This is a genomic window from Mesorhizobium carmichaelinearum, from assembly GCF_900199455.1.
Taxonomy (GTDB): Bacteria; Pseudomonadota; Alphaproteobacteria; order Rhizobiales; family Rhizobiaceae; genus Mesorhizobium; species Mesorhizobium carmichaelinearum.
This window is the reverse complement of the sequence record NZ_FZQR01000002.1, coordinates 628,246-648,815: the sequence shown is the minus strand read 5'-3', so window position 1 is coordinate 648,815 and position 20,570 is coordinate 628,246. Positions and strand designations below refer to the sequence as shown.

General features: G+C 64.2%; 20 protein-coding genes and 1 pseudogene. 6 read left to right on the top strand and 15 right to left on the bottom strand.

Annotated features, from left to right (window positions below):
- Positions 1 to 55: 55 nt before the first annotated feature.
- From CKW40_RS06345 to CKW40_RS06285, 13 genes and pseudogenes are all read right to left on the bottom strand, one after another.
- Positions 56 to 1,462, bottom strand: coding sequence for an FAD-binding oxidoreductase (locus CKW40_RS06345; RefSeq protein WP_095199037.1), 1,407 nt, complete (start codon positions 1,460 to 1,462; stop codon positions 56 to 58).
- A gap of 55 nt (positions 1,463 to 1,517) precedes the next feature.
- Positions 1,518 to 2,282 carry an amino acid ABC transporter ATP-binding protein gene (locus CKW40_RS06340; protein ID WP_095199036.1) on the bottom strand — a complete coding sequence of 255 codons (765 nt, stop codon included), beginning with the start codon at positions 2,280 to 2,282 and terminating at the stop codon, positions 1,518 to 1,520.
- Between the two features lie 12 nt (positions 2,283 to 2,294).
- Positions 2,295 to 3,368, bottom strand: a complete 1,074-nt coding sequence (locus CKW40_RS06335; protein ID WP_095199035.1) for an amino acid ABC transporter permease — start codon at positions 3,366 to 3,368, stop codon at positions 2,295 to 2,297.
- 3 nt (positions 3,369 to 3,371) lie between these two features.
- Complete coding sequence (locus tag CKW40_RS06330; RefSeq protein WP_095199034.1) at positions 3,372 to 4,535, bottom strand: ABC transporter permease subunit; 1,164 nt, start codon at positions 4,533 to 4,535, stop codon at positions 3,372 to 3,374.
- Between the two features lie 81 nt (positions 4,536 to 4,616).
- Positions 4,617 to 5,636 (bottom strand): amino acid ABC transporter substrate-binding protein, encoded by a 1,020-nt coding sequence (locus CKW40_RS06325; RefSeq protein WP_143748252.1) that lies wholly within the window; start codon positions 5,634 to 5,636, stop codon positions 4,617 to 4,619.
- 103 nt (positions 5,637 to 5,739) lie between these two features.
- On the bottom strand, positions 5,740 to 6,687 hold the full coding sequence (locus CKW40_RS06320; protein WP_095199033.1) for a LysR substrate-binding domain-containing protein: 948 nt from the start codon (positions 6,685 to 6,687) through the stop codon (positions 5,740 to 5,742).
- An 82-nt stretch (positions 6,688 to 6,769) separates the two neighbouring features.
- On the bottom strand, positions 6,770 to 7,519 hold the full coding sequence (locus CKW40_RS06315; RefSeq protein ID WP_095199032.1) for an SDR family NAD(P)-dependent oxidoreductase: 750 nt from the start codon (positions 7,517 to 7,519) through the stop codon (positions 6,770 to 6,772).
- A 12-nt stretch (positions 7,520 to 7,531) separates the two neighbouring features.
- Positions 7,532 to 8,242, bottom strand: coding sequence for an SDR family oxidoreductase (locus CKW40_RS06310; RefSeq protein WP_095199185.1), 711 nt, complete (start codon positions 8,240 to 8,242; stop codon positions 7,532 to 7,534).
- 291 nt (positions 8,243 to 8,533) lie between these two features.
- Entirely contained in the window at positions 8,534 to 9,322 is a 789-nt protein-coding gene (locus CKW40_RS06305; protein ID WP_179297844.1) for a FadR/GntR family transcriptional regulator, read from the bottom strand.
- Positions 9,323 to 9,372: 50 nt separating this feature from the next.
- Positions 9,373 to 9,720, bottom strand: coding sequence for a RidA family protein (locus CKW40_RS06300; RefSeq protein WP_095199184.1), 348 nt, complete (start codon positions 9,718 to 9,720; stop codon positions 9,373 to 9,375).
- A gap of 14 nt (positions 9,721 to 9,734) precedes the next feature.
- Positions 9,735 to 10,541 (bottom strand): SDR family NAD(P)-dependent oxidoreductase, encoded by an 807-nt coding sequence (locus tag CKW40_RS06295; RefSeq protein ID WP_095199030.1) that lies wholly within the window; start codon positions 10,539 to 10,541, stop codon positions 9,735 to 9,737.
- Complete coding sequence (locus CKW40_RS06290; protein WP_095199029.1) at positions 10,534 to 11,346, bottom strand: shikimate dehydrogenase family protein; 813 nt, start codon at positions 11,344 to 11,346, stop codon at positions 10,534 to 10,536. The genes CKW40_RS06295 and CKW40_RS06290 overlap by 8 nt, the downstream gene beginning before the upstream one ends.
- A 46-nt stretch (positions 11,347 to 11,392) precedes the next feature.
- Positions 11,393 to 11,470 (bottom strand): annotated as a pseudogene (locus CKW40_RS06285) (NAD(P)-binding domain-containing protein); the annotation flags it as partial.
- 119 nt (positions 11,471 to 11,589) lie between these two features.
- On the opposite strand from CKW40_RS06285, the gene CKW40_RS06280 reads away from it, so the two are divergent.
- Both CKW40_RS06280 and CKW40_RS06275 read left to right on the top strand, forming a co-directional pair.
- Positions 11,590 to 12,354, top strand: a complete 765-nt coding sequence (locus CKW40_RS06280; RefSeq protein WP_095199183.1) for an HpcH/HpaI aldolase family protein — start codon at positions 11,590 to 11,592, stop codon at positions 12,352 to 12,354.
- A gap of 14 nt (positions 12,355 to 12,368) precedes the next feature.
- Positions 12,369 to 13,586, top strand: a complete 1,218-nt coding sequence (locus CKW40_RS06275; RefSeq protein WP_095199027.1) for an NAD(P)/FAD-dependent oxidoreductase — start codon at positions 12,369 to 12,371, stop codon at positions 13,584 to 13,586.
- A 60-nt stretch (positions 13,587 to 13,646) separates the two neighbouring features.
- Here the strand turns inward: CKW40_RS06275 and CKW40_RS06270 are convergent, their stop codons facing one another.
- On the bottom strand, positions 13,647 to 14,147 hold the full coding sequence (locus tag CKW40_RS06270) for a peptide deformylase (protein ID WP_095199026.1): 501 nt from the start codon (positions 14,145 to 14,147) through the stop codon (positions 13,647 to 13,649).
- 74 nt (positions 14,148 to 14,221) lie between these two features.
- Entirely contained in the window at positions 14,222 to 14,812 is a 591-nt protein-coding gene (locus tag CKW40_RS06265) for an amino acid synthesis family protein (RefSeq protein WP_095199025.1), read from the bottom strand.
- A gap of 165 nt (positions 14,813 to 14,977) precedes the next feature.
- Between CKW40_RS06265 and CKW40_RS06260 the strand changes: the two genes are divergently transcribed.
- From CKW40_RS06260 to CKW40_RS06245, 4 genes are all read left to right on the top strand, one after another.
- Positions 14,978 to 16,777: a helix-turn-helix domain-containing protein gene (locus tag CKW40_RS06260; RefSeq protein ID WP_095199024.1), complete on the top strand. Its 1,800-nt coding sequence runs from the start codon at positions 14,978 to 14,980 to the stop codon at positions 16,775 to 16,777.
- Positions 16,778 to 16,953: 176 nt separating this feature from the next.
- Positions 16,954 to 17,931, top strand: a complete 978-nt coding sequence (locus tag CKW40_RS06255; RefSeq protein ID WP_095199023.1) for a flavin reductase family protein — start codon at positions 16,954 to 16,956, stop codon at positions 17,929 to 17,931.
- Positions 17,932 to 17,953: 22 nt separating this feature from the next.
- The gene (locus tag CKW40_RS06250) at positions 17,954 to 19,465 is read left to right on the top strand and encodes an aldehyde dehydrogenase (protein ID WP_095199022.1); all 1,512 of its coding nucleotides are present in this window, start codon (positions 17,954 to 17,956) and stop codon (positions 19,463 to 19,465) included.
- A 27-nt stretch (positions 19,466 to 19,492) separates the two neighbouring features.
- Entirely contained in the window at positions 19,493 to 20,569 is a 1,077-nt protein-coding gene (locus tag CKW40_RS06245; RefSeq protein ID WP_095199021.1) for an LLM class flavin-dependent oxidoreductase, read from the top strand.
- Position 20,570: the final 1 nt, after the last annotated feature.

Below are 20,570 nucleotides of genomic sequence, written 5' to 3'. Positions count from 1 at the left end.
CACTCTGGCGGGTCGGGGCGAAATCAAGAAATGCGGACTATTCGAAAGTTTTTCTTTACTGTGGCGAACGCACCAGAACACCGGGATTCATCGTGCCCAGCGGATCGAACGCGCCCTTCAGCCGCGCCATGAGGTCTCGCTCCACCAAACCGCGATTGCGCTCGGCCAGGGCGATCTTGGCACGGCCCAATCCATGCTCGGCCGCGAAGCTGCCGCCCATTTGCGTGGCAAGCGCCGACAGTGCCTCGGCAAACTGCCCGGCCTTGCCGTCGAAATCGCCACGGCCTTCCGGCGGCGACAGATTGTAGTGGATGTTGCCGTCGCCGAGATGCCCGAACGGGTTGATCCGCACGCCGGGCAGAATCTCCTGACAGATTTTTGCACCAGCCTCAATGAAGCGGGCGATCGCACCGGGCGGCACCGAGATGTCGTGCTTGAGCTGTTCGCCTTCCAGCCGCTGCCCCTCCGGCTGTTCCTCGCGCAGCCGCCAGAACTGCGCCCGATGCGCGCCCGACGTCGCCAGCGCGCCATCCAGCACCAGCCCTTGCTCCATGCCCCATTCCAATGCCGAATTCAGGATGTCGTCCAGGGGAACGCGGGGCGAGCCGGAAGCCAGCTCGACGAGCAGATAGACATCGCCCCGTGTCTCCAGCTGATAGGCGAGATCGGGCAAGTGCTTGAGCGCCAGTTCCAGCCCGACATCGCTGAAGAATTCGACGCCGGTCAGAAATTCCCCTGCCTCGCCGCGCAGGTAGGCGCCGAACGAAACGGCAGCGGCAAAGTCGGATATGACGAGAAGTGCGCTCGCCTGCTGCCTTGGCGTCGGATAGAGCCGCAGCACCGCGCGCGTCACGATGCCGAGCGTTCCTTCCGCGCCGCAGAACAGCTTGCGCAGCTGATAGCCCGCATTGTCCTTCTGCACCGCGCGCAGTCCGTCCCACACGGTGCCGTCCGGTGTCACCACTTCGAGGCCGAGCACGAGATCCTGCATCATGCCAAAGCGAAACGCCTGGCTGCCGCCGGCATTGGTGCCGATCAGGCCGCCAATCCTGGCGCTGCCTTCGGCGCCGAGATGCATGGGAAACATCAGGCCATGCGGTTCCAGCGCCTCGTGCAGCGCGGCGAGCACGACGCCCGCTTCGACGGCAATCGAGCCGCTGTCGAGATCCGGTTCGCCGATCGCCGCCATGCGTGACAGCGAGACGATCACCGCGTTCGGCTGCTCCGCGACGGCGCCGCCGCAAAGCCCGGTATTGCCGCCTTGCGGCACCACCGCCAGCCCGGCCTCCCGGCACGCCTTGACGACCGCGGCCACTTCGGCGGTGGTCGCGGGCCTCGCAACACCCAGCGGCGCGACGCCATAGCGGTTGAGCCAATCGCGCTGGTAGGGCGCGGCATCGTCGCCCGAAAGCCAGCCTTTCGGTCCGAGGATCGCGCGCAATGCGGCTGTGGGGTCAGTCATGGAAATACCTGAAGGGTGTGCATCGTGCTGAACGTTGCATCTTCAAAAATGCCGTTCAATGACCCAGCACCTGCGACAGGAATTGTCGAGTGCGCTCGTTGCGGGACGCGGTGAAGAATTCTTCCGGTGGCGCCTCCTCGACGATCTCGCCGCCATCCATGAAGACCACCCGGTCGGCGACGCGGCGGGCAAAGCCCATCTCATGCGTGACGCAGATCATCGTCATGCCTTCGGAGGCGAGCGTCACCATGACGTCGAGCACTTCCGAAATCATTTCCGGATCGAGCGCCGAGGTCGGCTCGTCGAACAGCATGATCTGCGGCTGCATGCACAGCGCCCGCGCGATCGCCACCCGCTGCTGCTGGCCGCCGGAAAGCTGGCCGGGAAACTTCATCGCCTGTTCGGGAATGCGGACCTTCTCCAGATAGCGCCGGGCGGTTGCCTCGGCGTCAGCGCGCGGCTTTCTGCGCACGATCATCGGCGACAGCATGCAGTTCTCCAGCACCGTCATGTGCGGAAACAGGTTGAAGTGCTGGAACACCATGCCGACCTCCCGCCTGATCTCGTCGATGTTGCCGACATCGTCGTTGAGCTCTGTGCCGAGCACAGTGATACGACCTGCGTTATGTTGTTCGAGGCGATTGATGCAGCGGATCATGGTCGACTTGCCCGAGCCCGAGGGACCGCAGACGACGATCTTCTCGCCGCGCTCCACCGACAGGTTCACGCTCCGCAGCGCGCGGAACGTCCCGTAATATTTGTCGAGATTTTCGATGCGGAGCGCTGGACCGGCCGTTTGGGTCGAATTGCCTGAAATCATGTCCGCGCCTCCTTAGCGTTCACTGACCGACATGCGGCGCTCAAGAAAGGCGCCGTAGCGGGACAGGCTGAAAACGAAGACGAAGTAGATGAAGGCGATGAAGGCATAGACCTCGACATAGGCGAAGCGCCATTCGCCGGTTCCATGGGCGGCATTGCCGGAGGCCAGGATTTCGAAGAAGCCGACGATGACCACCAGCGAGGTTTCCTTGAACGAGATGACGAACTGGTTGATCGTCGCCGGCAGCGCGTTGCGCATCGCTTGCGGTAGCAAGATGCGGCCGATGCGCTGCCAGTAGCGCATGCCGAGCGCCATGGCGGCTTCTTCCTGTCCCTTGGCAACGCCCTGCATGCCGCCGCGCACGATCTCCGCCTGGTAGGCGGAGAAGAACAGCGCCGAACCCAGGATCACCCGGTAGAGCTTGTCGCCCTGCAGCCATTGCGGCAGCGCGAACGGCAGCACGATGGCGAATGTGAACAGGATCGAGATCAGCGGCAGCGAGCGCACCCCATCGATGATCAGGCCGGTGGTGCGGGAAATCCAGGGCAGTTCCGAGCGGCGCAGCAAAGCGAGGCAGATCGCCAGCGGGAAGCCGATCAGGCAGGTGGTGACAAAGATGAACAGGGTCAGCGCCAGCCCGCCCCACGCTTCCTCGCCGACGAAGGGCAGGCCGAGCACGCCGCCTTTCATCAGCACGTAGAAGACGGTGGTTCCGACACCCCAGACCAGGGCGATGCGGCGGCCCGTCCAGAAGGCTGGAATGCAACTCAGCACCGTCATCACCACCACGGCCACGCAGGCCAGCGCCGAGCGCCATTGCTCCTCATAGGGATAGAGGCCGAAAAAGATGATGCGCCACCTGGCCGCGATGACCGACCAGCAGGCCCCGGCCGCGGCCTGGCAGGCCTCTGGCCCGCCGCTGGTGGTGAAGACAGCCGAGAAGACCGCCCAGTTCAGCAGCTTCCAGACGATGAAAGCCATGATCGCCAGGGAGATCAGCGACATCACGGCCTGAAGCGGCGTCGCGAAGAAGCGTCGCCTCAGATCTTTGAGCTTTCCGGGGGCGGGGGGAGCGACAATCTCCATGGCTCAGCCCCTCAGCTGATTGCCCTTGAGGGCAATGGCCTTGTTGAGGCGGTTGAACAGGGCGGCCAGCGAGAGGTTGATGGCGAGGAAGCCCGCCATCAGGATGCCGATCACTTCGAGGGTCTGGCCGGAATGATTGATCGTCAGCGCCACGATCATGAAGAAATCCGTGAAGCCCACCGCAATGCCCATCGTGGTCGCCTTCATCAGCCAGACATACTGGTTGGCCAGGATCGGCAACATGGCGCGCAGCGCCAGCGGCAGCCGCACCAACGTGAACACCCGCCACGGGCTGAGCCCCAGTGAGAGCGCCGCTTCCATCTGACCCTTGCCGACAGACTGGAAGCCACCGCGCACGATCTCTGCGATGTAGGAGCCGCCATAGATCGCGATGGCGATGGCCAGCGCGGAAAACTCCGGCGGAATGCGCAGGCCACCCCTGAGGTTCAGGCCCTGCAGCGCCGGAAAGTCGATGAACGGCGCATCCGGCAGGCGGCCGATCGCCAGAATGATCGCCGCGCAGGCGAGCGCTGCCGCCGCGCCGGCGAATTGGATGCCACGCCGCTGACCGATCGCCTGGCTGAGCTGTGATGTCCTGCCCAGCCAGAGCGGCAGCGCTATGGCCGCGAGCAAGGCAAACAGGGCCAGCGCCATTGTCCCGCCGCCGACATTCGGAAACGGGATGTAGAGCCCCCGGCTGGTGAGCAGGAAGCCCCAGGCCTCATGCGCGGCGCGCGGTGTCGGCAAATGCGTGATCAGCGCGTACCAGAAGAAGACCTGCAGGATCAGCGGGATGTTGCGGAAGATGTCGACATAGGTGCGGCCAAGCAGCTGCGCCAATTCGTTGCTGGAGGTCCGTGCCAAGCCAACAATTGTTCCGACGATCGTCGCCAGCATCAGGCCGACGGTCCCCAGGAACAGCGTGTTGGTGATGCCGATGAGGAAGAACCACCAATAGGGATCATTGGCCGTGGCGGGCAGCAGCGTGAAGTTCACATCCCAGCCCGTCGACTTGAACAGGAAGTCGAAGCCGGAGGTGATCCCTTGCTCGGCCAGATTCCGCCGTGCGATCACGACACCGGCAAGCACCAGCGCTGCGATCGAACCGACATAGAGAAGCTGCAACAGCGCGTTGCGGACCTTCTGATTTCTCAGCAGGCTGCTCATTGACCAATCTTTCCCGAATTGTCGCCGGCTCCGCCCGGTAAAGCCGGGCAGAGCCTAGAGCGGGATGTGTTTAAGAGCGGATCAGTCGATGACCAGCGGGAACAGGACGCCGCCATTGTTCCACAAATTGGTCAGCTCACGGTCCATCTTGTAGGGCGAGCCCTTGCCGAGGTCGCGATCGAAGATTTCGCCGTAATTGCCGACATTCTTGATCACCTTGTAGGCCCAGTCGTCGGAGAGCCCGAGACCCTTGCCCATGCCTGGCGTCACGCCGAGGAACTTGGCCACTTGCGGCGAGGTCGGCTTGGCCTTGATCTCGTCGACATTCTTGGAGGTGATGCCTTCCTGTTCGGCGAAGATCAGCGTGCTCAGCGTCCAGTTGGCGATGTCGACCCAATTGTCGTCGCCTTGCCGCATGATCATCACTTCGGGCTCGACCGCCAGCACGTCGGGCAGGATGACATGGTCCTCGACCTTGCCCTTGGCGATGCGCGCGATGGCCAGCGTCGGACCCCACTGCGCATAGAGATCGCAGCGTCCCGAGAAATAGGCCTGTTCGAGCTCCTCGGTCTTTTCGATCAGCACGGGTTCGAGCTTGATGCCGAGCTTGGCCGTATAGGCCGCGACCTGCTGCTCCTGCGAGGTGCCGGCGGGAATGCAGATCGTGCCGCCCGCGGCATCCTTGAGCGACTTCAGATTGAGTTCCTTGTGCGCCATCACCTTGGTCGTGCCGAGGTAGTAGGACGTGGAGAACTGCAGCCCGAGTTCCGTGTCGCGGCTGAGCGTTCCGCCCGACGCCTTGATGATGATGTCGACATCGCCCGATTGCAACGCCGGCCAGCGCTGCGCCCAGCTGATCGGGACGACCTTCAGCTTCGTCGGATCGCCGAACACCGCCGTGGCCACTGCCTTGCAGAGGTCGATGTCCATGCCCTTCCAATTGCCCTTGTCGTCCACCTCGGCAAAGCCGAGATAGGAGCCGTCATGGCCGGTGCAATTCAGCACGCCGCGTGCCTTGACCGTTTCGAGCGTCTTGCCGCCAGCAGCTTGCGCCGGCGCTGAAAAATGCACGAGGCCAAGGGCCAGGGCCGCAGCCCCCATTTCATCGTCTTCATGTTTGTTGTCTCCACTGTTGAGGTTGTTCCGTTTTTTGTTGTTGGAGCTCTGAAAGAAACTTTCTGGAGCCCGGTCGAAAAGCCGCTTGCTAGTCGGAAAGCGGGGTCGGTTTCGGCAAGGGGATCGTGAGGTCGCTTCGCCAATCCTGCTGGGCCAGCCATCGATGCAGGGCGGCAACCGCCTTCACGCGCAGATGCCCGCGCGGGACGACGAGATAGAAGCCGGGGATTTCCTCCGGCCGCATATCGGTGATGGCGTCGCGACCGATCGGCGCGACCAGCATGCCCGCCCTGAAATCCTCCTCGGCGTCGATGACGGAGACCAGGCCCACGCCGATGCCTTGCAGGGTCGCCCGGCGCATGGTTGCCGCGTCATCGAAGCTTATGCTGCGGTCGCCCTTCGTCAGTTCCACGCCAAGGTGGCGCAATATGTCCGGCCACAGGCGCTTCGACTTGACGGTGTCGAGCAGCGTGAACTTCGTCAGGTCGTGCGCCGATTTGATCTTCTCGCCGATATCAGGCGTGCAGCAGATGATCTTCGGGTCTGGCACCAGCAGCGTGGTCTCGTAGTCCGGCCAGTTGCCGTAGCCCCACTGCACCGTCATATCGATGTCGTCGCGCCCGAAATCGGGCAGGTCGACCATCGTCGTCAGCCGCAGATCCGCACCCGGCAGGATTTCCCGGAACAGCGAAAGCCTGGGCAGCAGATAGTGCGTGGCGAAATACGGGCTGGCATTGAGGTTGATGCGGTCGCGGTAGGTCGACTTGGTGACGCGGCGTACACCTTCCGAAAACTCGTCGAAGCCGGCTTTGACGTAGTGCGACAGAAGGATGGCGGACTCGGTCAGTTCGATCGACCGGCCCTTGCGCTCGAACAGTGTCACCTGAAGCGTGTCTTCCAGCAGCTTGATCTGCTGGCCGACCGCTTGCGGCGTGACCAGCAATTCGTCCGCGGCCTGCCGAAAGCTCTTGTGCTGCGCTACGGCGTGGAAGACGCGAAGCGCGTTCAGCGAGGGAAGGCGCAGCTTGCCGGTCATCGAAAATTCCGCTCCTTCCGCTCGAGGCTCCGTTGATCATGCACTGCGGTATTTCAGTCGCCGGTGGCTGCAGAAAGCCGCCTCAGGCGTAGATATAACCACCTGAAACAATGACGTTTTCGCCGGTCATGTAAGTGTTCTTCGGGCCACCCGTCATCAGTACCCACTCGGCGATCTCGGTCGGCTCGGCGCCACGGCCGAGCGGGCTTGCCTTGGCCAGTTCCTCCAGGAAGCCAAGGGCTTTGGCCTTCTCCGTGGCCATGCCGGCCGGTGCCACCGAGTTCACCAGGATGCCGTCCTTGGCGACGTGATGGGCGAAGGACCGCGTCAGGCTGACGACGGCGGCCTTGGTCGCCGCATAATGGGCGTTCTGCGGATGCGCCTTGAAGGCGTCGACGGAGGTCAGGTTGACGATGCGGCCGCGCACATGCGCCTTCGGCTCCTGCGACTGCATATGGCGAACCGCCGCCACCATCATGTGATAGGTGCCCTTGATGTTGATGCCGTTGGAGGCATCCCAATCGGAGTCGCTGATTTCCAGCAGCGGGCGGCGCGGATAGATCGCGGCGCAATTGATCAGCGTATCGATGCGCCCGAGCTTGGAAACGATGGCATCGAAGGCGGTGTGGCATTGCGGGCCGACCTGGATGTCGCAGGCAGCAGCAGCGGTCGGCAGGCCCTTGGCCTTCGCCGGCGCGAGCGCGGATTCGGCGGCCTCCTGATTGATGTCGATGATGCCGATCTTCGCCGCCCCGGCCGCCACGGCCATTTCGGCCAGGAGGGCGCCGAGGCCGGCACCGCCGCCAACGATCAAAACGGAAAGATCCTTCATCTAAAGTTTTCCTTACTTGGTGCCGCTTGGCGATGTCGGCCAGGTCGGCATGATGTCGAAACGGGTGACGTCGGCCCATGCGGGCAGTGCAAGCACCGCGACCACCATCCTGGCCACGTCGTCCGGCTGCACCACTTTGCTGGCGTACATGGCGGCACGCGCCTCGGCGCCGAGGATGTCCTGGTAGAGCTGCGTCTCGACACGGCCGGCGACGATCTCGGTGACGCGTATGCCTGACGGGGAGAGGTCGGCGCGGAGTGCTGCGGCAAAGCCTGATATCGCCGCCTTGGTGGCTGCGTAGACGGCGATGTTGGAGAAGGCCGCGTGGCCGGCGACGGATCCGGTGAACAGGATGTGGCCGGACTGCCGCTCGCGCATCTGCGGCACGACGAGGCGGGTGAGCAGGATCGCCGCGCTGAGGTTTATCTCCAGCGTGGAGTCGATGTCTGCGATCTTCAGGTCGGCGAAATTGCCGAGTGGCGGCATGATGCCGGCATTGTTGATCAGCACGTCGATGGTGAGATCCGCCAGAACCGCTTCCAGCGCCTCGCGATCGGTGACGTCGACGGCGATCGGCACGATGCCGGGCCGCTCGCCCTGCAGCGCCTTGAGCGCGGCCTGGCTGCGCCCGACGGCATAGACCTCGTAGCCGGCATCGCTCAGCGCGATCGCCATGGCCCGCCCTATGCCGCTTGTCGCTCCTGTGATGAAGGCTGTCGTCACCTGGGCTTCCCCGTTTGCCTGGATTTCAATGTGCGGCGCTGGCCGGCGCCGCGAAACCAAGAAAACCAGCAAAAAGGAAAGATAAACTTTCGAATTTTCTTTTCCCGCTCGCAAACCGGACGGATGGTCAGCCCGGCGCCGAGGCTGAAAATCCGAGGAAACGGTGAGAAAACGGCGGCTTAAGCCCGCCAAAAACGGATTCGGCCAACCGGCGGCGCAAAAACATGGCTTTCGCAATGTGTCGCTAATCTGGTCGCCGCCGAAGGCCTGCGCGATCGACGCCGCCGAACCTTATCCGCCGGCCGGCGAGGGCCTTTTCATATCGGTGAACAGCGAGGCCGCCGCCGCCTTCTGCTCCGCCTCCGTTGCCTCGACGCCAGAAGCCCGGGCCAGCGCGCGCACGCGCCCGAGGCTGTTGTGCAAATGCTTGCGCATGGCCTGGCGCGCGGCGCGGCCGTCCTGCCTCTCGATAGCGTCGACGATGGCTTTGTGCTCGTTGTGGATGCGCGTGTAGTAGCTGTCCTTGCGCTCTGGCGTGACGACATAGCCGAGCTGGAAGCGCGGAACGATCATCGGCCTGAGATAGGCGAGGAAGCCGTGGATGAATTCATTGCGCGCCGCTTTGGCGATCGCCAGGTGGAAATCATAGTCGTAGTGGATCTGGACGATGGCCGGATCGGCCTGCTGGGCGTCGACCTGTTCCATCAGCGCGCGGATGGCGTTCGCCTCCGCCTCGGTTCGCCGTTCCGCACACAAGCCGGCGGACTCTACTTCGACACTCAACCGCAGCTCGAGCAGAGCGATGGTTTCCGGCAAGGTCCTCAACGCCTCGTCGGGGATCGAGAAATTGCGCGGCACTGGGGTTTCGCTGACGAACATCCCGCGCCCCTGCTGCGGCACGACCATGCCGTCGGAGCGCAATCGCGCCACCGCTTCCCGCACCACGGTACGGCTGACATCGTATTCGGCGCAAAGCTCCGCCTCGGTCGGCAATTGCGCGCCGGGAAGCAGCGATCCGGAACGGATCTTTTCCGACAGGCTCTCCGCCACGACGGTGGAAAGCGGCTTGCGCTTCGTCATCAGTCTCCCTCTCGCCCGATTCGCGATGATGCCCGAACCGGCAGGACCATTCAAACCGCCGCGGTGACGATCAGCTCGACCAGCATTCCGGGCTTGGCCATCCGTCCCTCGCCGGAAGAGCGCGCCGGCGCATACTCCTTCGGCATCCAGGCGTCCCACACCGTGTTGACCTCGTCGAAATCCCTGACATCGTCGAGCCACATCTGCACATGCAGGATGCGGGTCTTGTCCGTGCCAGCCTTGGCGAGCAGCGCATCGATCTTGCCGAGTACCTCGCGCATCTGGTCAGCCGCGGATTGACCCGGCCTCGCAACCTGGCCGGTGAGATAGAGCGTGCCATTGTGGATGACACCGTGGTGGATGCGGGTGTCGAAGTCGAAACGCTTGATATCGCTCACGGATTTTTCCCTCGTCACATTGCCGGCGTTTGCCGGATGGGATTGCCTTGCAGATATTGGGCGTAGGGCGCCTGGACGAGCCAGCCGGCGTCGACAGGCAAGGTGACGCCGGTTATCGACGCCGCACGGTCCGAGCAGAGGAACAGCGCCGCCTCGGCAACGTCGCGCGGCTCGACGAAGCGGCGCAGCGCCGTGGTCGCCTGGATGGCTTCGGGGTTGCGCTCGCCCTTGGCGATCCTGGCCTTCAGCCCATCGGACAGTGTGTAGCCGGGCGCGACCGCATTGACGCGCACCCCATGCGGGCCGAGTTCAGCGGCGAGGATCTGCGTCAGCGCCAGGACCGCATGCTTTCCAGGCGTGTAGGCGGGCAGCGACAGCGGCGCGAAGGAGGCGAGCGAGCCGACATTCAGGATGGCGCCGCGCCCTGCGGCCGACATCAGCCGGCCGAACACCTGGCAGCCCAGCAGCGTGCCGCGATAGTTCACCCGCCACATCTTCTCGTCCTCGTCCAGGTCCTGGTCGAGCACATGCTTGCCGCTCTGCAGGATACCGGCGCAGTTGACGACGACTTCAGGCGTGCCGAACGCTGCGCTGACGGCCTGAGCCAGCGCCTCCACCGAGGTGGCTTCGGCGACATCGGTCTGGATGAACAGGGCGCGCGGCGCACCCGCCGCCTCGCAGGCGCTGGCCGCCTCCTTGCCCCGTATCGCGTCCCGGCCGGCAACGACCACCTGGTAGCCGTCCTCGGCGAAGCGCAAGGCGATGGCGCGGCCTATGCCGGAAGTGCCGCCGATGACGACGGCCGTCAATGTCTCAGCCATGGCTGCGATCCCTGCGCTCGATGTCGAAGAATTCGGCCATGGCCTCAACCTGGAAGTCCATCATCGGGCGTCCGGGCTGGACGCGGCAGCCGATCGCTTTCGCCGCCTTCAGCAGAGCGGTCTCGGCCGGTTCCATGATGATGTCGACGACCGTCATGTCAGGCGTCAGCTTCGTCACATCCATGGGCAGCGGATCGCTGGCCTTCAGCCCGGAAGGCGTGGCGTTGATCGCCATGTCCATGCCGGACGGATCGGGCTGGCCAATCTCGATACGGCATTTTGGAAAAGACTTGCCGACCAGCGCGGCCAGCTTCTCCGCGCGTCCCCTGTCGATGTCGGTCAGCCGGATCTCCGCCGCGCCTTCCTCGGCCAGACAGTAGGTCAGCGACGCGCCGGCGCCGCCGGCGCCGACCTGGAGAATGCGGCGGCCGGCGATCTGGTGCCCGCCCGCCTTCAGCCCGTCGATGAAGCCGACGCCGTCGAAATTGTCGGCGTACCAGCTTCCATCGGGCAGCCGCCGCACGGAATTGGCGCTCTCGACCCGCGCCGCGCGGTCATGCGCGGCCGAGCACTTGTGGTAGACCGCGACCTTGTACGGCACCGAGATAATCACGCCGCGGATGTTCTCGGCCGCCGTAATCCCGGCCCAGAAGGTGTCGAAATCCTCGGGACGACAGCTCAACGGCACCATAAGGCTGTCGAGCCCCTTCTGCTCGAAGATCTCGTTGAACATGCCGGGGCTTTTGGCATGGCCCACGGGATGGGCCAGCATGACGAAGACATCGGCCTTGCCGGTTCCGCGCATCGATTTATTCCTTTCCGTTTGACAGTTCATGGTCGCTCAAGGTTTCGAGCGCCTGCCCGGCATCGACGAGATGGCGCGCCATCGGCGCCCCCATGACGCCAAGCCCGATGAAGCCGATCCTCATGTGCAAACTCCCTGGGAGACATCGCTGGTGAAACCGGCCTTGCAGCCAAAGTCAGCCATATGATATAGGACATCATATAAATTTCAATGCATCTTCTTTGGCTGGAGACCGACCGCGAAATGCAGGAGCGCCGCAACATTCTGAAGGCCGCCGTGACGGCCGGTCGGGCTCATATCGGCATCTGGTGCTCGCTGGCTTCGGCCCTCACCACGGAGATCGTCGCCGGCTCCGGAGCCGGCTGGGTGCTGATCGACGGCGAGCACAGCCCCAACGATCTGCGCAGCATCATGGCGCAGCTCCAGGTGATGGGCGGCTTCGACAGCGAACCCGTCGTCAGGTTGCCGTCCGACGACCCCAATCTGATCAAGCAGGCGCTGGATATCGGTGCGCGCAGCCTGATGATCCCCAATGTGCGCACGGCAGAGCAGGCCCGCGCCATCGTCGCGGCGATGACCTATGCGCCGGGCGGCGTCCGCGGCTTCTCGGTCGGTCACCGTGCCAACGCCTTCGGCCGCATCGCCGGCTACCACGCCAAGGCGCGCGAGCAGCAGCTTCTCGCCGTGCAGATCGAATGCGAGACAGGGGTGGCCAATGCCGCCGAGATCGCCGCCGTCGACGGCGTCGACGTCCTCTTCGTCGGCCCCGGCGATCTCTCGACCAATATGGGTGCGATGGGCAATCCGGGTGCCGCGCCTGTCCAGGAGGCGATCGCCAATGTGCGCAAGGCGGCCGCCGCGGCAGGCAAGGCCAGCGGCATACTGGCGCCGGCAAAGGCCGATGCCGACCGCTACCTCGCCGACGGTTTCACCATGGTTGCCGTCGGCTCGGACCTTGGCCTCTTGGCGCGGGGCTCGGATGCCCTAATCGCTTCATTCAACCAGTAGACCGGAGACAGACCGTGGCAATTCCTCCTTACAAGGCGCCGTCGCGCACGGCCTACGACATCGTCATCGTCGGCGGTGCGGTTGTCGGTTCGTCGACGGCCTATTGGCTGAGCCAGGCGCTGGGCAACGGCGCCTCGATCCTCGTGGTCGAGCGCGACTCGAGCTACACCTTTTCCTCGACGGCGCTCTCCACCAGCGCCATCCGCCAGCAATATTCCAATCCGATCAATGTTAAGATCAGCCAGTTCGGCATCGACATCATCCGTGGTTTTCCGGAGCGGATGGCGCCCTTCTACAAGGACGAGCCGGCGCCCGATCTCGGCTTTAAGGAATATGGCTATCTCTACTGTTGCTCACCCGATGGCGTCGAGGCGGCGCGCGAAAGGGTGGATCTGCAGCGCAGCCTTGGCGCCCATACCGTCTTCCTCGAGCCGGGTCCGCTGAAGGAACGTTTCCCCTGGCTCAATGTCGAGGACCTCGGCGGCGGCTCCTGGGGCTCGCGCGAAGAGGGCTGGTTCGATTCCATGGGCCTGCTCAACGGCTTCCGCCGCGCCGCCCGCGCCAGCGGCGTCGAGTATATCGACAACGCCGTGACCGGATTGGAACTCGCCGATGGGCGCATCGTCGCGGCCAGGCTTGCGACCGGCGAGGTGATTTCCTGCGAAACCCTGGTCAACGCCGCCGGTCCGCGTGCGCAGCAGGTCGCCGCCATGGCCGGTCTGTCCATCCCCGTCGCGCCGTACAAGCGCTACAGCTTCGTCTTCGCCAGCGCCACTCCGATCCCCGGCCGCATGCCCAATGTCATCGATCTCTCCGGCACTTTCGTGCGGCCGGAAGGCGAGCTTTTCCTCACCGGCAACACGCCTCAGGGCGATGGGCCGGCGGACTACGACGACTTCGAAATGCATTTCGAGGAGTTTGACGATTACATCTGGCCGGCGCTCTGGCACCGCATTCCGGCCTTCGACGCGCTGAAGGTCCAGACCAGCTGGACCGGCCACTACGAATACAACATGCTCGACCACAACGGCATTGTCGGTTTCCATCCGGAGGTGACCAACTTCATGTTCGCCAACGGCTTCTCCGGACACGGGCTGCAACAGTCGCCGGCCGTGGGCAGGGCGGTGTCGGAACTCATCGTGCACGGCACTTTCCAGACACTCGACCTGTCGCCGTTCTGTTACGAACGCATCGCGCGCAACGAACCGTTCCTGGAAGAAGCCGTGATCTGAGGCGAGGGGTCATCTGGACTTTGCCCGGCCTGGCGACGGCGGATGCTTGGATGCAATCGACTAAAAGCCCCGTTGCTGTTTCTGGTAGCGTTTGACAAGCCGCTCCCGCTTCAGGCGGGAGAGTCGCTCGATCCAGAACAAACCGTTGAGCTGGTCGATCTCGTGCTGGTGACAGACAGCGAGCAGGCCCTCGGCCTCCTCGACCCCTTCTTCGCCGTCGAGCGTCTGGTAGCCGATACGCACGCGTGCATTCCGTTCTATCTCCTCGGTAACCCCTGGCATGGACACGCTGCCTTCGACATGGCGGATCATTTCGCCCGATGCCCAAAGGATGGTCGGATTGACGTAGCTGCGCAGGCTCGCCGCCGGCGACACTTCGAGGACGACCAGCCGCTTCAGGATGCCGATATGAGGCGCGGTGATTCCGATGCCTGGAGCGGCGCGCATTGTGTCGGCTAGATCGCCGGCGAGCCGGTGCAGGTCTTCGTCAAAGACCGATATGGGCTCGGCGACGGAGCGCAGACGAAGGTCGGGAAATCTCACGATTGGCCGTATCGTCACATGTCACTCCCGCGTTCGGCAAGCACAGAGGCTAACGCCAGGCGATCGAGAGGCCAAGCCGGCAGGGCAAAATGTCAGGCTTGAACGGCGCCCCGCTCTTTCTCCATCTCGGCCATGTCCTGGAAGCGGTCGGCGATGCGGGGATGGATGCGGCCGCCATCCGCCGCGCCGATGGCGACGACGATCTCGTCCGCGGCCGGGCCGTCGGCGATCTGGAAGTTGGCGGTGATGAAATGCGAGCGGCGGCCGTTCTCGCTCTTGTGCATCATCGGCAGCGACAGCAGCGCGCCCGGCGCGTTGCGTGTGTTGCAGAATTCGAGATAGGTCGTGCCGCCGACGGCGTCGCGGAAAACATTGCCGAAGCGCAGCGTGTGGATCATGGCGGAGGCATGCTCGATCTCACCGGCGGTTCCGACGGCCGCGGCCTTGCCGTAGCTTTCGATGCGCGCGGCCGGCATCAGCCCGATCAGGCGACGCGTGAGCTCCTGGCCCAGCCGAGGCGCAATGGCTACGATCTCCGGCCGCAAATCCTCGACGAAGCCGCGCCCGGCCCATGGATTGCCCAGGACGGCGGCGACGACGATCGATGTCACCGGCCTGGCGGCCACCTTGCTGCCTTCAAGGTGTACTTCCTCGATGAAGGTACAGATCTTCCGCAATTCCATGATTTTGGCCTCTCCACGTGGAAGCTCAAATCTAATGCGCGCCAATCGGCGGGTATTCCTCCGGTTCGTAGGAAGAATCGGCGTGCGCCCCGCTTGGAAGCGGTGTAGCGTTCGTATATCCGCGACGGCTTAAATTCGCCCTTCGCGAGTGGCGGAAAATCAGGCGTGGACCACGAGTCGCAAATTCTCTCCTTGCGGGACGCCGCCAGCCTCATCAATTCGGGCGGCGATCTCCAGTCCGTGCTGCGCGACCTCGTGCTGGCGGCCTGCCGACATGCCCAATGGACGTTGGGGTCGATCATGGGCATCGATGCCCCGCATGGCCACGCCTATGTCATCGTGCGCCACGACCCGACGCTCATTCAGCGCACGCTGCCGGATCGCTGGGAACTCGCCACCAGTCCCTCGATCGTTGCGCTCAACCGCAATGAGCCGGTCTATATCAGGGACGCGCGGGTGTCGGAGGAGTTCCCGGGCTATCGCCGCGAGGCCTTCGAGCGCGACTACCGCAGCGTGCTGGTCATGCCGATGAACTGCGTCGACGAAGACGGCCGACCGATGGTGCTGACCGTCGTCTCGCGCGAAATCACCGAAGTGACGGCGCAGGATATCGCCTTCATCGGCATGATCGTGCATCTGGGCGAGATCGCGGTCGAGAAGCAGCATCGGCTGCGCCAGGAGAAGCAGGCCGGCGAACGCCTGCAACGCGCCCTCTCGGCGCACACCTCGCTTCTGCAGCAGGCCTTGTCGGACGGGTCGGTGGTCTCGCTCGCCGAGAAGGTCAGCGAACTTCTGCCCAATCCGGTGGTGGTGATCGATTTCCATGCCAATCTGGTCGTCGCTGGCCGTTCCCCGAGCGAGGCGCATTTCGACATCGCCTCGTGGCAGCAGGCGGTGAGCGGAACACTGAGCCGGCAGATCTTCAAGATCGCGCGCGGCGCGTCCGACGGACGCCACACCGAGACGCTGTTCGTCGATGACGGCAAGCGCCAGCTCAAGCTTTCGGTGCGCATCGAACCGCTTACCATCGACGCCGAAGTGGTTGGCGCGCTGATGATTTTCCCGACGCCGCAGGCATCGGGCCAGCTCGAGCAGATGCTGCTCGACAGCACCAAATTTGCGCTCAGCGTGCAGATGATGCGCAGTTTCGTCCGCTTTCGCTTCGAGACCAGGTCGCTCACGGAACTGTTTCTGGAAGTGACGGAGCGCCGCTGGCGCGACGAGGCCGATATCGTCAATCGCGCCCGCCGGCTGGGGCTCGACCTGACGGTTGCGCACAAGATGATCGTCGTCGATCTCGCCGAGCAGGTGAAGGACGGTGCCATCGGTCTTGCCGATCCGCATCATGCGCTGGTGCGTCTTTTGCAGCAGGCCGGCATTGCCGGCACGGCCATAGCGGTGGAAGACGGCCTTGTCTGCCTCGTCCCGGCCGATGCCGGACAGGACGGCGCGCGCTTCGCGAAATTGCCGCACAGGATCGCGGCCGAGCTCGGCCGCTATTTCGAACGCGAGCCGGTGGTGGTGCTGTCTGAAGCCTGTGCCGCGCTGGCCGATTATCCCATCGCCTGGGAGCGGTGCCGCCGCATGATCCGGATCGGTCGCTCCTTTGGACGCACCGGTGTTTTTGCCGGCCAGGATTTCGGCCCGCTGCCGATATTGGTCGCCGCCGCCGACGCCCCCGACGTGCGCGGCTTCGTCGAGGACAGTGTCGGCGCCCTGATCGCGCATGATCGCGAGCACGGCACGCCCTATCTGGACACGCTGTTTGCCTATCTGCGCGAGGGCTGTCGCAGCCAGGCCTGCGCCGACGCCATCGGCCTGCATGTCACCACCTTGCGCTATCGCCTGTCGCGCATGGAGGAACTGTTCGGGATCCGGCTCGACACGCCCGAACAGCGCTTCGCGGTCGAACTGGCGATCCGTCTCAGCGGCATCATCGACAGCCGCATGCCGCCCGTCCGCTAGAACCACTCCATCCCGACATCGCTACCGCTGCCAAGCATTCGCTGCCGGGCACGGGCTCGCCGTGCCCATGCTTGCTCGGGATGGCAGCAGCACGCCACGCCATCTTTCCTACAGACCGGAGGAAGAACGCCGGCCGGCTCCTGCCTAGCTTTCATCCGACACTATGGAGATAAGCAATGGCGGACGCGGTGGCACAAAGGACGATCGACCCGATCGCCTTGCGTCGTGCCTTCGGCACTTTCGTTACCGGCGTCACCGTCATCACCACGCGCGACTGCGACGGCAATCCGCGCGGCATGACCGCCAACTCCTTCACCTCGGTCTCGCTTGATCCGCCGCTGCTCCTGGTCTGCGTCGGCAAGGCGGCGGCGAGCTTTCCCGCTTTCAACGAAACGCGGTCCTTCGCCGTCAATTTCCTGCATGAAGGCCAGGCCGATGTTTCTTCGGTGTTCGCGTCGAAAGCGGCGGACAAGTTCCAGTCGGTCAACCATGACCGCGCCCACACCGGCGCGCCGGTCCTCACCGACAGCCTGACATGGTTCGACTGCACCGTTCACAACCGCATCGAGGCCGGCGACCACATCATCCTGATTGGCCAGGTCCAGGCTTTCGGCACCAGTCCATCGGCGCCGCTCGGATTTTGCCGCGGCCGTTACGCCAGCGTGAAGGATCCGCTGCCCGCCGGCTGGCTGGCCTCGCAGGACATGATCATCGGCTATCTCGTCGAGGCTGGTGACCGGATCCTCTTGCGCACAGATGGCAAGGGAAGCTGGGTGCTGCCGACGGCGCGGCGGCGCAAGGCCGATAGCCAGCTTGTGCTGGATGGCGGCGAGGCGCTGAGCCTCGTCCCTGAAAACACCTTCCTCTATTCGGTGTTCGACGTCGCCGACAGCGATCCCGGTTACCTGATCTACCGCGCCGAACTGAGCCGTGAGAGCGCGCAGGCCGCGCTGCCGGATGGTCATGCCTTCTTTTCCGTCGACGCGCTGCCTTATGAGCGGATCGCCACGCATGAATTGCGCGCCATGCTGCGCCGCTATGCGCGCGAGCGCCAGGACAAGCGCTTCGGCATCTACATCGACACCGGCGACGGCGGCCGCGTCGCCATGATCGACGGCCAGTCGCAATCGTGGACGCAGGCCGCGTCCGAATGATGTTCCACGCAGGACAGACAGCATGAAAACGACGGTCGCATCGCTCGAAGGCTCGCGCCAGAACCTGTTCATCAATGGCGCGTTCGTGTCGCCGAAGAGCGGGCAGTACATCGACAGTTTCGACCCAACCACCGGCAAGCCCTGGTACCAGTTCGCCGAGGCCGGCGCCGAGGATGTCGGCGCGGCCGTCGAGGCAGCGCGTTCCGCTTTCGCTAATCCAGCCTGGCGGCGCATGACCCAGACCGATCGGGGCAAGCTCGTTCGCCGGCTGGCGGAACTTGTGCTGGAAAATGCGGACGAACTGGCGCTGATCGAGACGCGCGACAATGGCAAGCTGCTCAAGGAAATGCGGGCGCAGATGCGCGCCATGCCCGACAGCTACACCTATTTCGCCGGGATGGCCGACAAGCTGCTCGGCGACACCATACCGGTGAACAAGCTCGACATGCTCAACTTCAACCTGCGCGAGCCGATCGGCGTCGTCGGCATGATCACGCCGTGGAACTCGCCGCTGATGCTGCTCACCGGCACGCTGGCGCCATGTCTGGCGCTGGGCAACACGGTGGTCGTCAAGCCGTCGGAGCATGCCAGTGCTTCCACGCTCGCTCTGGCCGAGCTGATCATGGAGGCAGGCTTTCCCGCCGGGGTCGTCAACGTCGTGACTGGCACGGGTGCTGTGGCCGGCGACGCGCTGACGCGCCATCCTGGCATTGCAAAACTCGTCTTCACCGGATCGACGGTGACGGGGCGGCGGATAGCCGCCAATGCGGCGCAGAATCTCATTCCCTGCTCAATGGAACTCGGCGGCAAATCCCCTCACGTCGTCTTCGGCGATGTCGACATCGACCATGCCGTCAACGGCGTCGTGTCGGGTGTCTTCGCGGCCGCGGGGCAGAGCTGCGTCGCCGGTTCGCGCTGTTTTGTCGAGGCCAGCGTCCATGACCGTTTCGTCGAGGCGCTGGTCGAGCGCACGAGGCGCGTGCGCGTCGGGCTGCCGATGCTGGAAGAAACCGACATCGGACCGCTGGCGCTGTCGGTCCAACTTGCCAAGGTGGAAACCTATGTCGCCTCTGGCGTGCGCCAGGGCGCTCGTATCGCGGCCGGCGGGAGACGGCCGCAGGCGGATGAGCTTGCCGGCGGCTGGTATTTCGAACCGACCGTGATGACTGATGCCGACAACGGCATGGAGTTCATGCAGGAGGAGCTGTTCGGCCCGGTCGTCGGTGTCATGCCGTTCTCGTCGGAAGACGAGATGATCCGGCTCGCCAACGACACACGCTATGGGCTGGCCTCCGGCATCTGGACACGCGACATCAACCGCGCGCTGCGTTTCGCCAGGAATGTCGAGGCCGGCACCGTCTGGATCAACACCTACCGCGCTTCCTCCTTCATGTCCGCCAATGGCGGCTTCAAGGAGAGCGGCTACGGCCGGCGCGGCGGCTTCGACGCCATGGAGGAGTTCTCGCGCCTGAAGAACGTCGTCATCGACTACTCCGGCGCCATGCAGGACCCCTTCATTATCCGCCTTCGCTGACCAACCCGACGCACTGGGGAGACCGACATGAAATTCGCCGTTTCGCTGACCATGGAGCGCTTTTCGCCCGACATGCCGATGTCGAAGGTGAAGAGCAATCTCCTGGAGTTGGCGCGCATGGCCGACCTGGGCGGCTTCGAGACGCTGTGGACGGCGGAGCATCATACGATCGAATGCACGATCTCGCCCAACCCGCTGATGACGCTGACCTGGCTTGCCCAGCATACCGAGCAGATCCGGCTCGGCACCTCGACGCTGGTCGCGCCCTACTGGAGCCCGATCCGGTTGGCAGGGGAGGCGGCACTTTGCGATCACCTGACCGGCGGTCGGCTGGAGTTCGGCATCGCGCGCGGTTCGTACCAATATGAGTTCGACCGCATGGCCGGCGGCATGCCGCAGCAGGAAGGCGTTGCCTATCTGAAGGAGCTGGTGCCGGCGGTGAAGAAACTGTGGGCGCAGGATTATGCCCATGACGGCCACTACTGGAAGTTCCCGCTCGCCGCCGGCGTCCCGAAGCCGCTGCAGAAGCCGCATCCGCCGATCTGGGTGGCGGCGCGAGACCCGGGCACCTTTGATTGGGCCGTCGGCATCGGCGCCTCGATCCTGTCGACGCCCCTGTCGGCGCCGGCGGCCGAAATCGCGGTGCTCGGCGAGAAATTCCGCAAGGCCGTCGCCGATCATCCTGAGGTGTCGCGCCCGCGCCTGATGATGCAGCGGCGCACCTGCGTCTACGAACGGGCGCAGGATTGGGAGATCGCGGTCGGGCACGCCATCGACTACGGCCGCGCCTTCGAGAACCTGTTCCAGAACATCGGCACCGTGCAAAACGGCTTTCCCGAAGCCGTCCCCTACGAGAGCGTCAAGGGCAAGGACAATTACAATCCCGAGAACATCCGCCGCAACCTGATGTTCGGCACGCCGGACGAGGTGATCGAGAAGCTGCTCGACTATGAAGCGGCGGGCGTCGACCAATATTGCCTCGGCCTGACCTTCAACCTGCCGTTCGAATTGCAGAAGAAGACGATCAAGCTGTGGGTCGACGAGGTGATGCCGGTTTTTGCCGCGCGCGAGCGCGACAAGGTGCGCCAGGCGGCGAGGGCGTGAC

What these genes read in the sequence shown, in the direction of transcription:
- CKW40_RS06255 (WP_095199023.1), top strand. Translation starts at nt 16,954, where the DNA reads ATGGCGGACGCGGTGGCACAAAGGACGATCGACCCGATCGCCTTGCGT.
- CKW40_RS06320 (WP_095199033.1), bottom strand. Translation starts at nt 6,687, where the DNA reads ATGACCGGCAAGCTGCGCCTTCCCTCGCTGAACGCGCTTCGCGTCTTC.
- CKW40_RS06290 (WP_095199029.1), bottom strand. Translation starts at nt 11,346, where the DNA reads ATGCGCGGAACCGGCAAGGCCGATGTCTTCGTCATGCTGGCCCATCCC.
- CKW40_RS06305 (WP_179297844.1), bottom strand. Translation starts at nt 9,322, where the DNA reads ATGACGAAGCGCAAGCCGCTTTCCACCGTCGTGGCGGAGAGCCTGTCG.
- CKW40_RS06325 (WP_143748252.1), bottom strand. Translation starts at nt 5,636, where the DNA reads ATGGGGGCTGCGGCCCTGGCCCTTGGCCTCGTGCATTTTTCAGCGCCG.
- CKW40_RS06345 (WP_095199037.1), bottom strand. Translation starts at nt 1,462, where the DNA reads ATGACTGACCCCACAGCCGCATTGCGCGCGATCCTCGGACCGAAAGGC.
- CKW40_RS06250 (WP_095199022.1), top strand. Translation starts at nt 17,954, where the DNA reads ATGAAAACGACGGTCGCATCGCTCGAAGGCTCGCGCCAGAACCTGTTC.
- CKW40_RS06295 (WP_095199030.1), bottom strand. Translation starts at nt 10,541, where the DNA reads ATGGCTGAGACATTGACGGCCGTCGTCATCGGCGGCACTTCCGGCATA.
- CKW40_RS06245 (WP_095199021.1), top strand. Translation starts at nt 19,493, where the DNA reads ATGAAATTCGCCGTTTCGCTGACCATGGAGCGCTTTTCGCCCGACATG.
- CKW40_RS06335 (WP_095199035.1), bottom strand. Translation starts at nt 3,368, where the DNA reads ATGGAGATTGTCGCTCCCCCCGCCCCCGGAAAGCTCAAAGATCTGAGG.
- CKW40_RS06265 (WP_095199025.1), bottom strand. Translation starts at nt 14,812, where the DNA reads ATGGAATTGCGGAAGATCTGTACCTTCATCGAGGAAGTACACCTTGAA.
- CKW40_RS06340 (WP_095199036.1), bottom strand. Translation starts at nt 2,282, where the DNA reads ATGATTTCAGGCAATTCGACCCAAACGGCCGGTCCAGCGCTCCGCATC.
- CKW40_RS06315 (WP_095199032.1), bottom strand. Translation starts at nt 7,519, where the DNA reads ATGAAGGATCTTTCCGTTTTGATCGTTGGCGGCGGTGCCGGCCTCGGC.
- CKW40_RS06330 (WP_095199034.1), bottom strand. Translation starts at nt 4,535, where the DNA reads ATGAGCAGCCTGCTGAGAAATCAGAAGGTCCGCAACGCGCTGTTGCAG.
- CKW40_RS06280 (WP_095199183.1), top strand. Translation starts at nt 11,590, where the DNA reads ATGCAGGAGCGCCGCAACATTCTGAAGGCCGCCGTGACGGCCGGTCGG.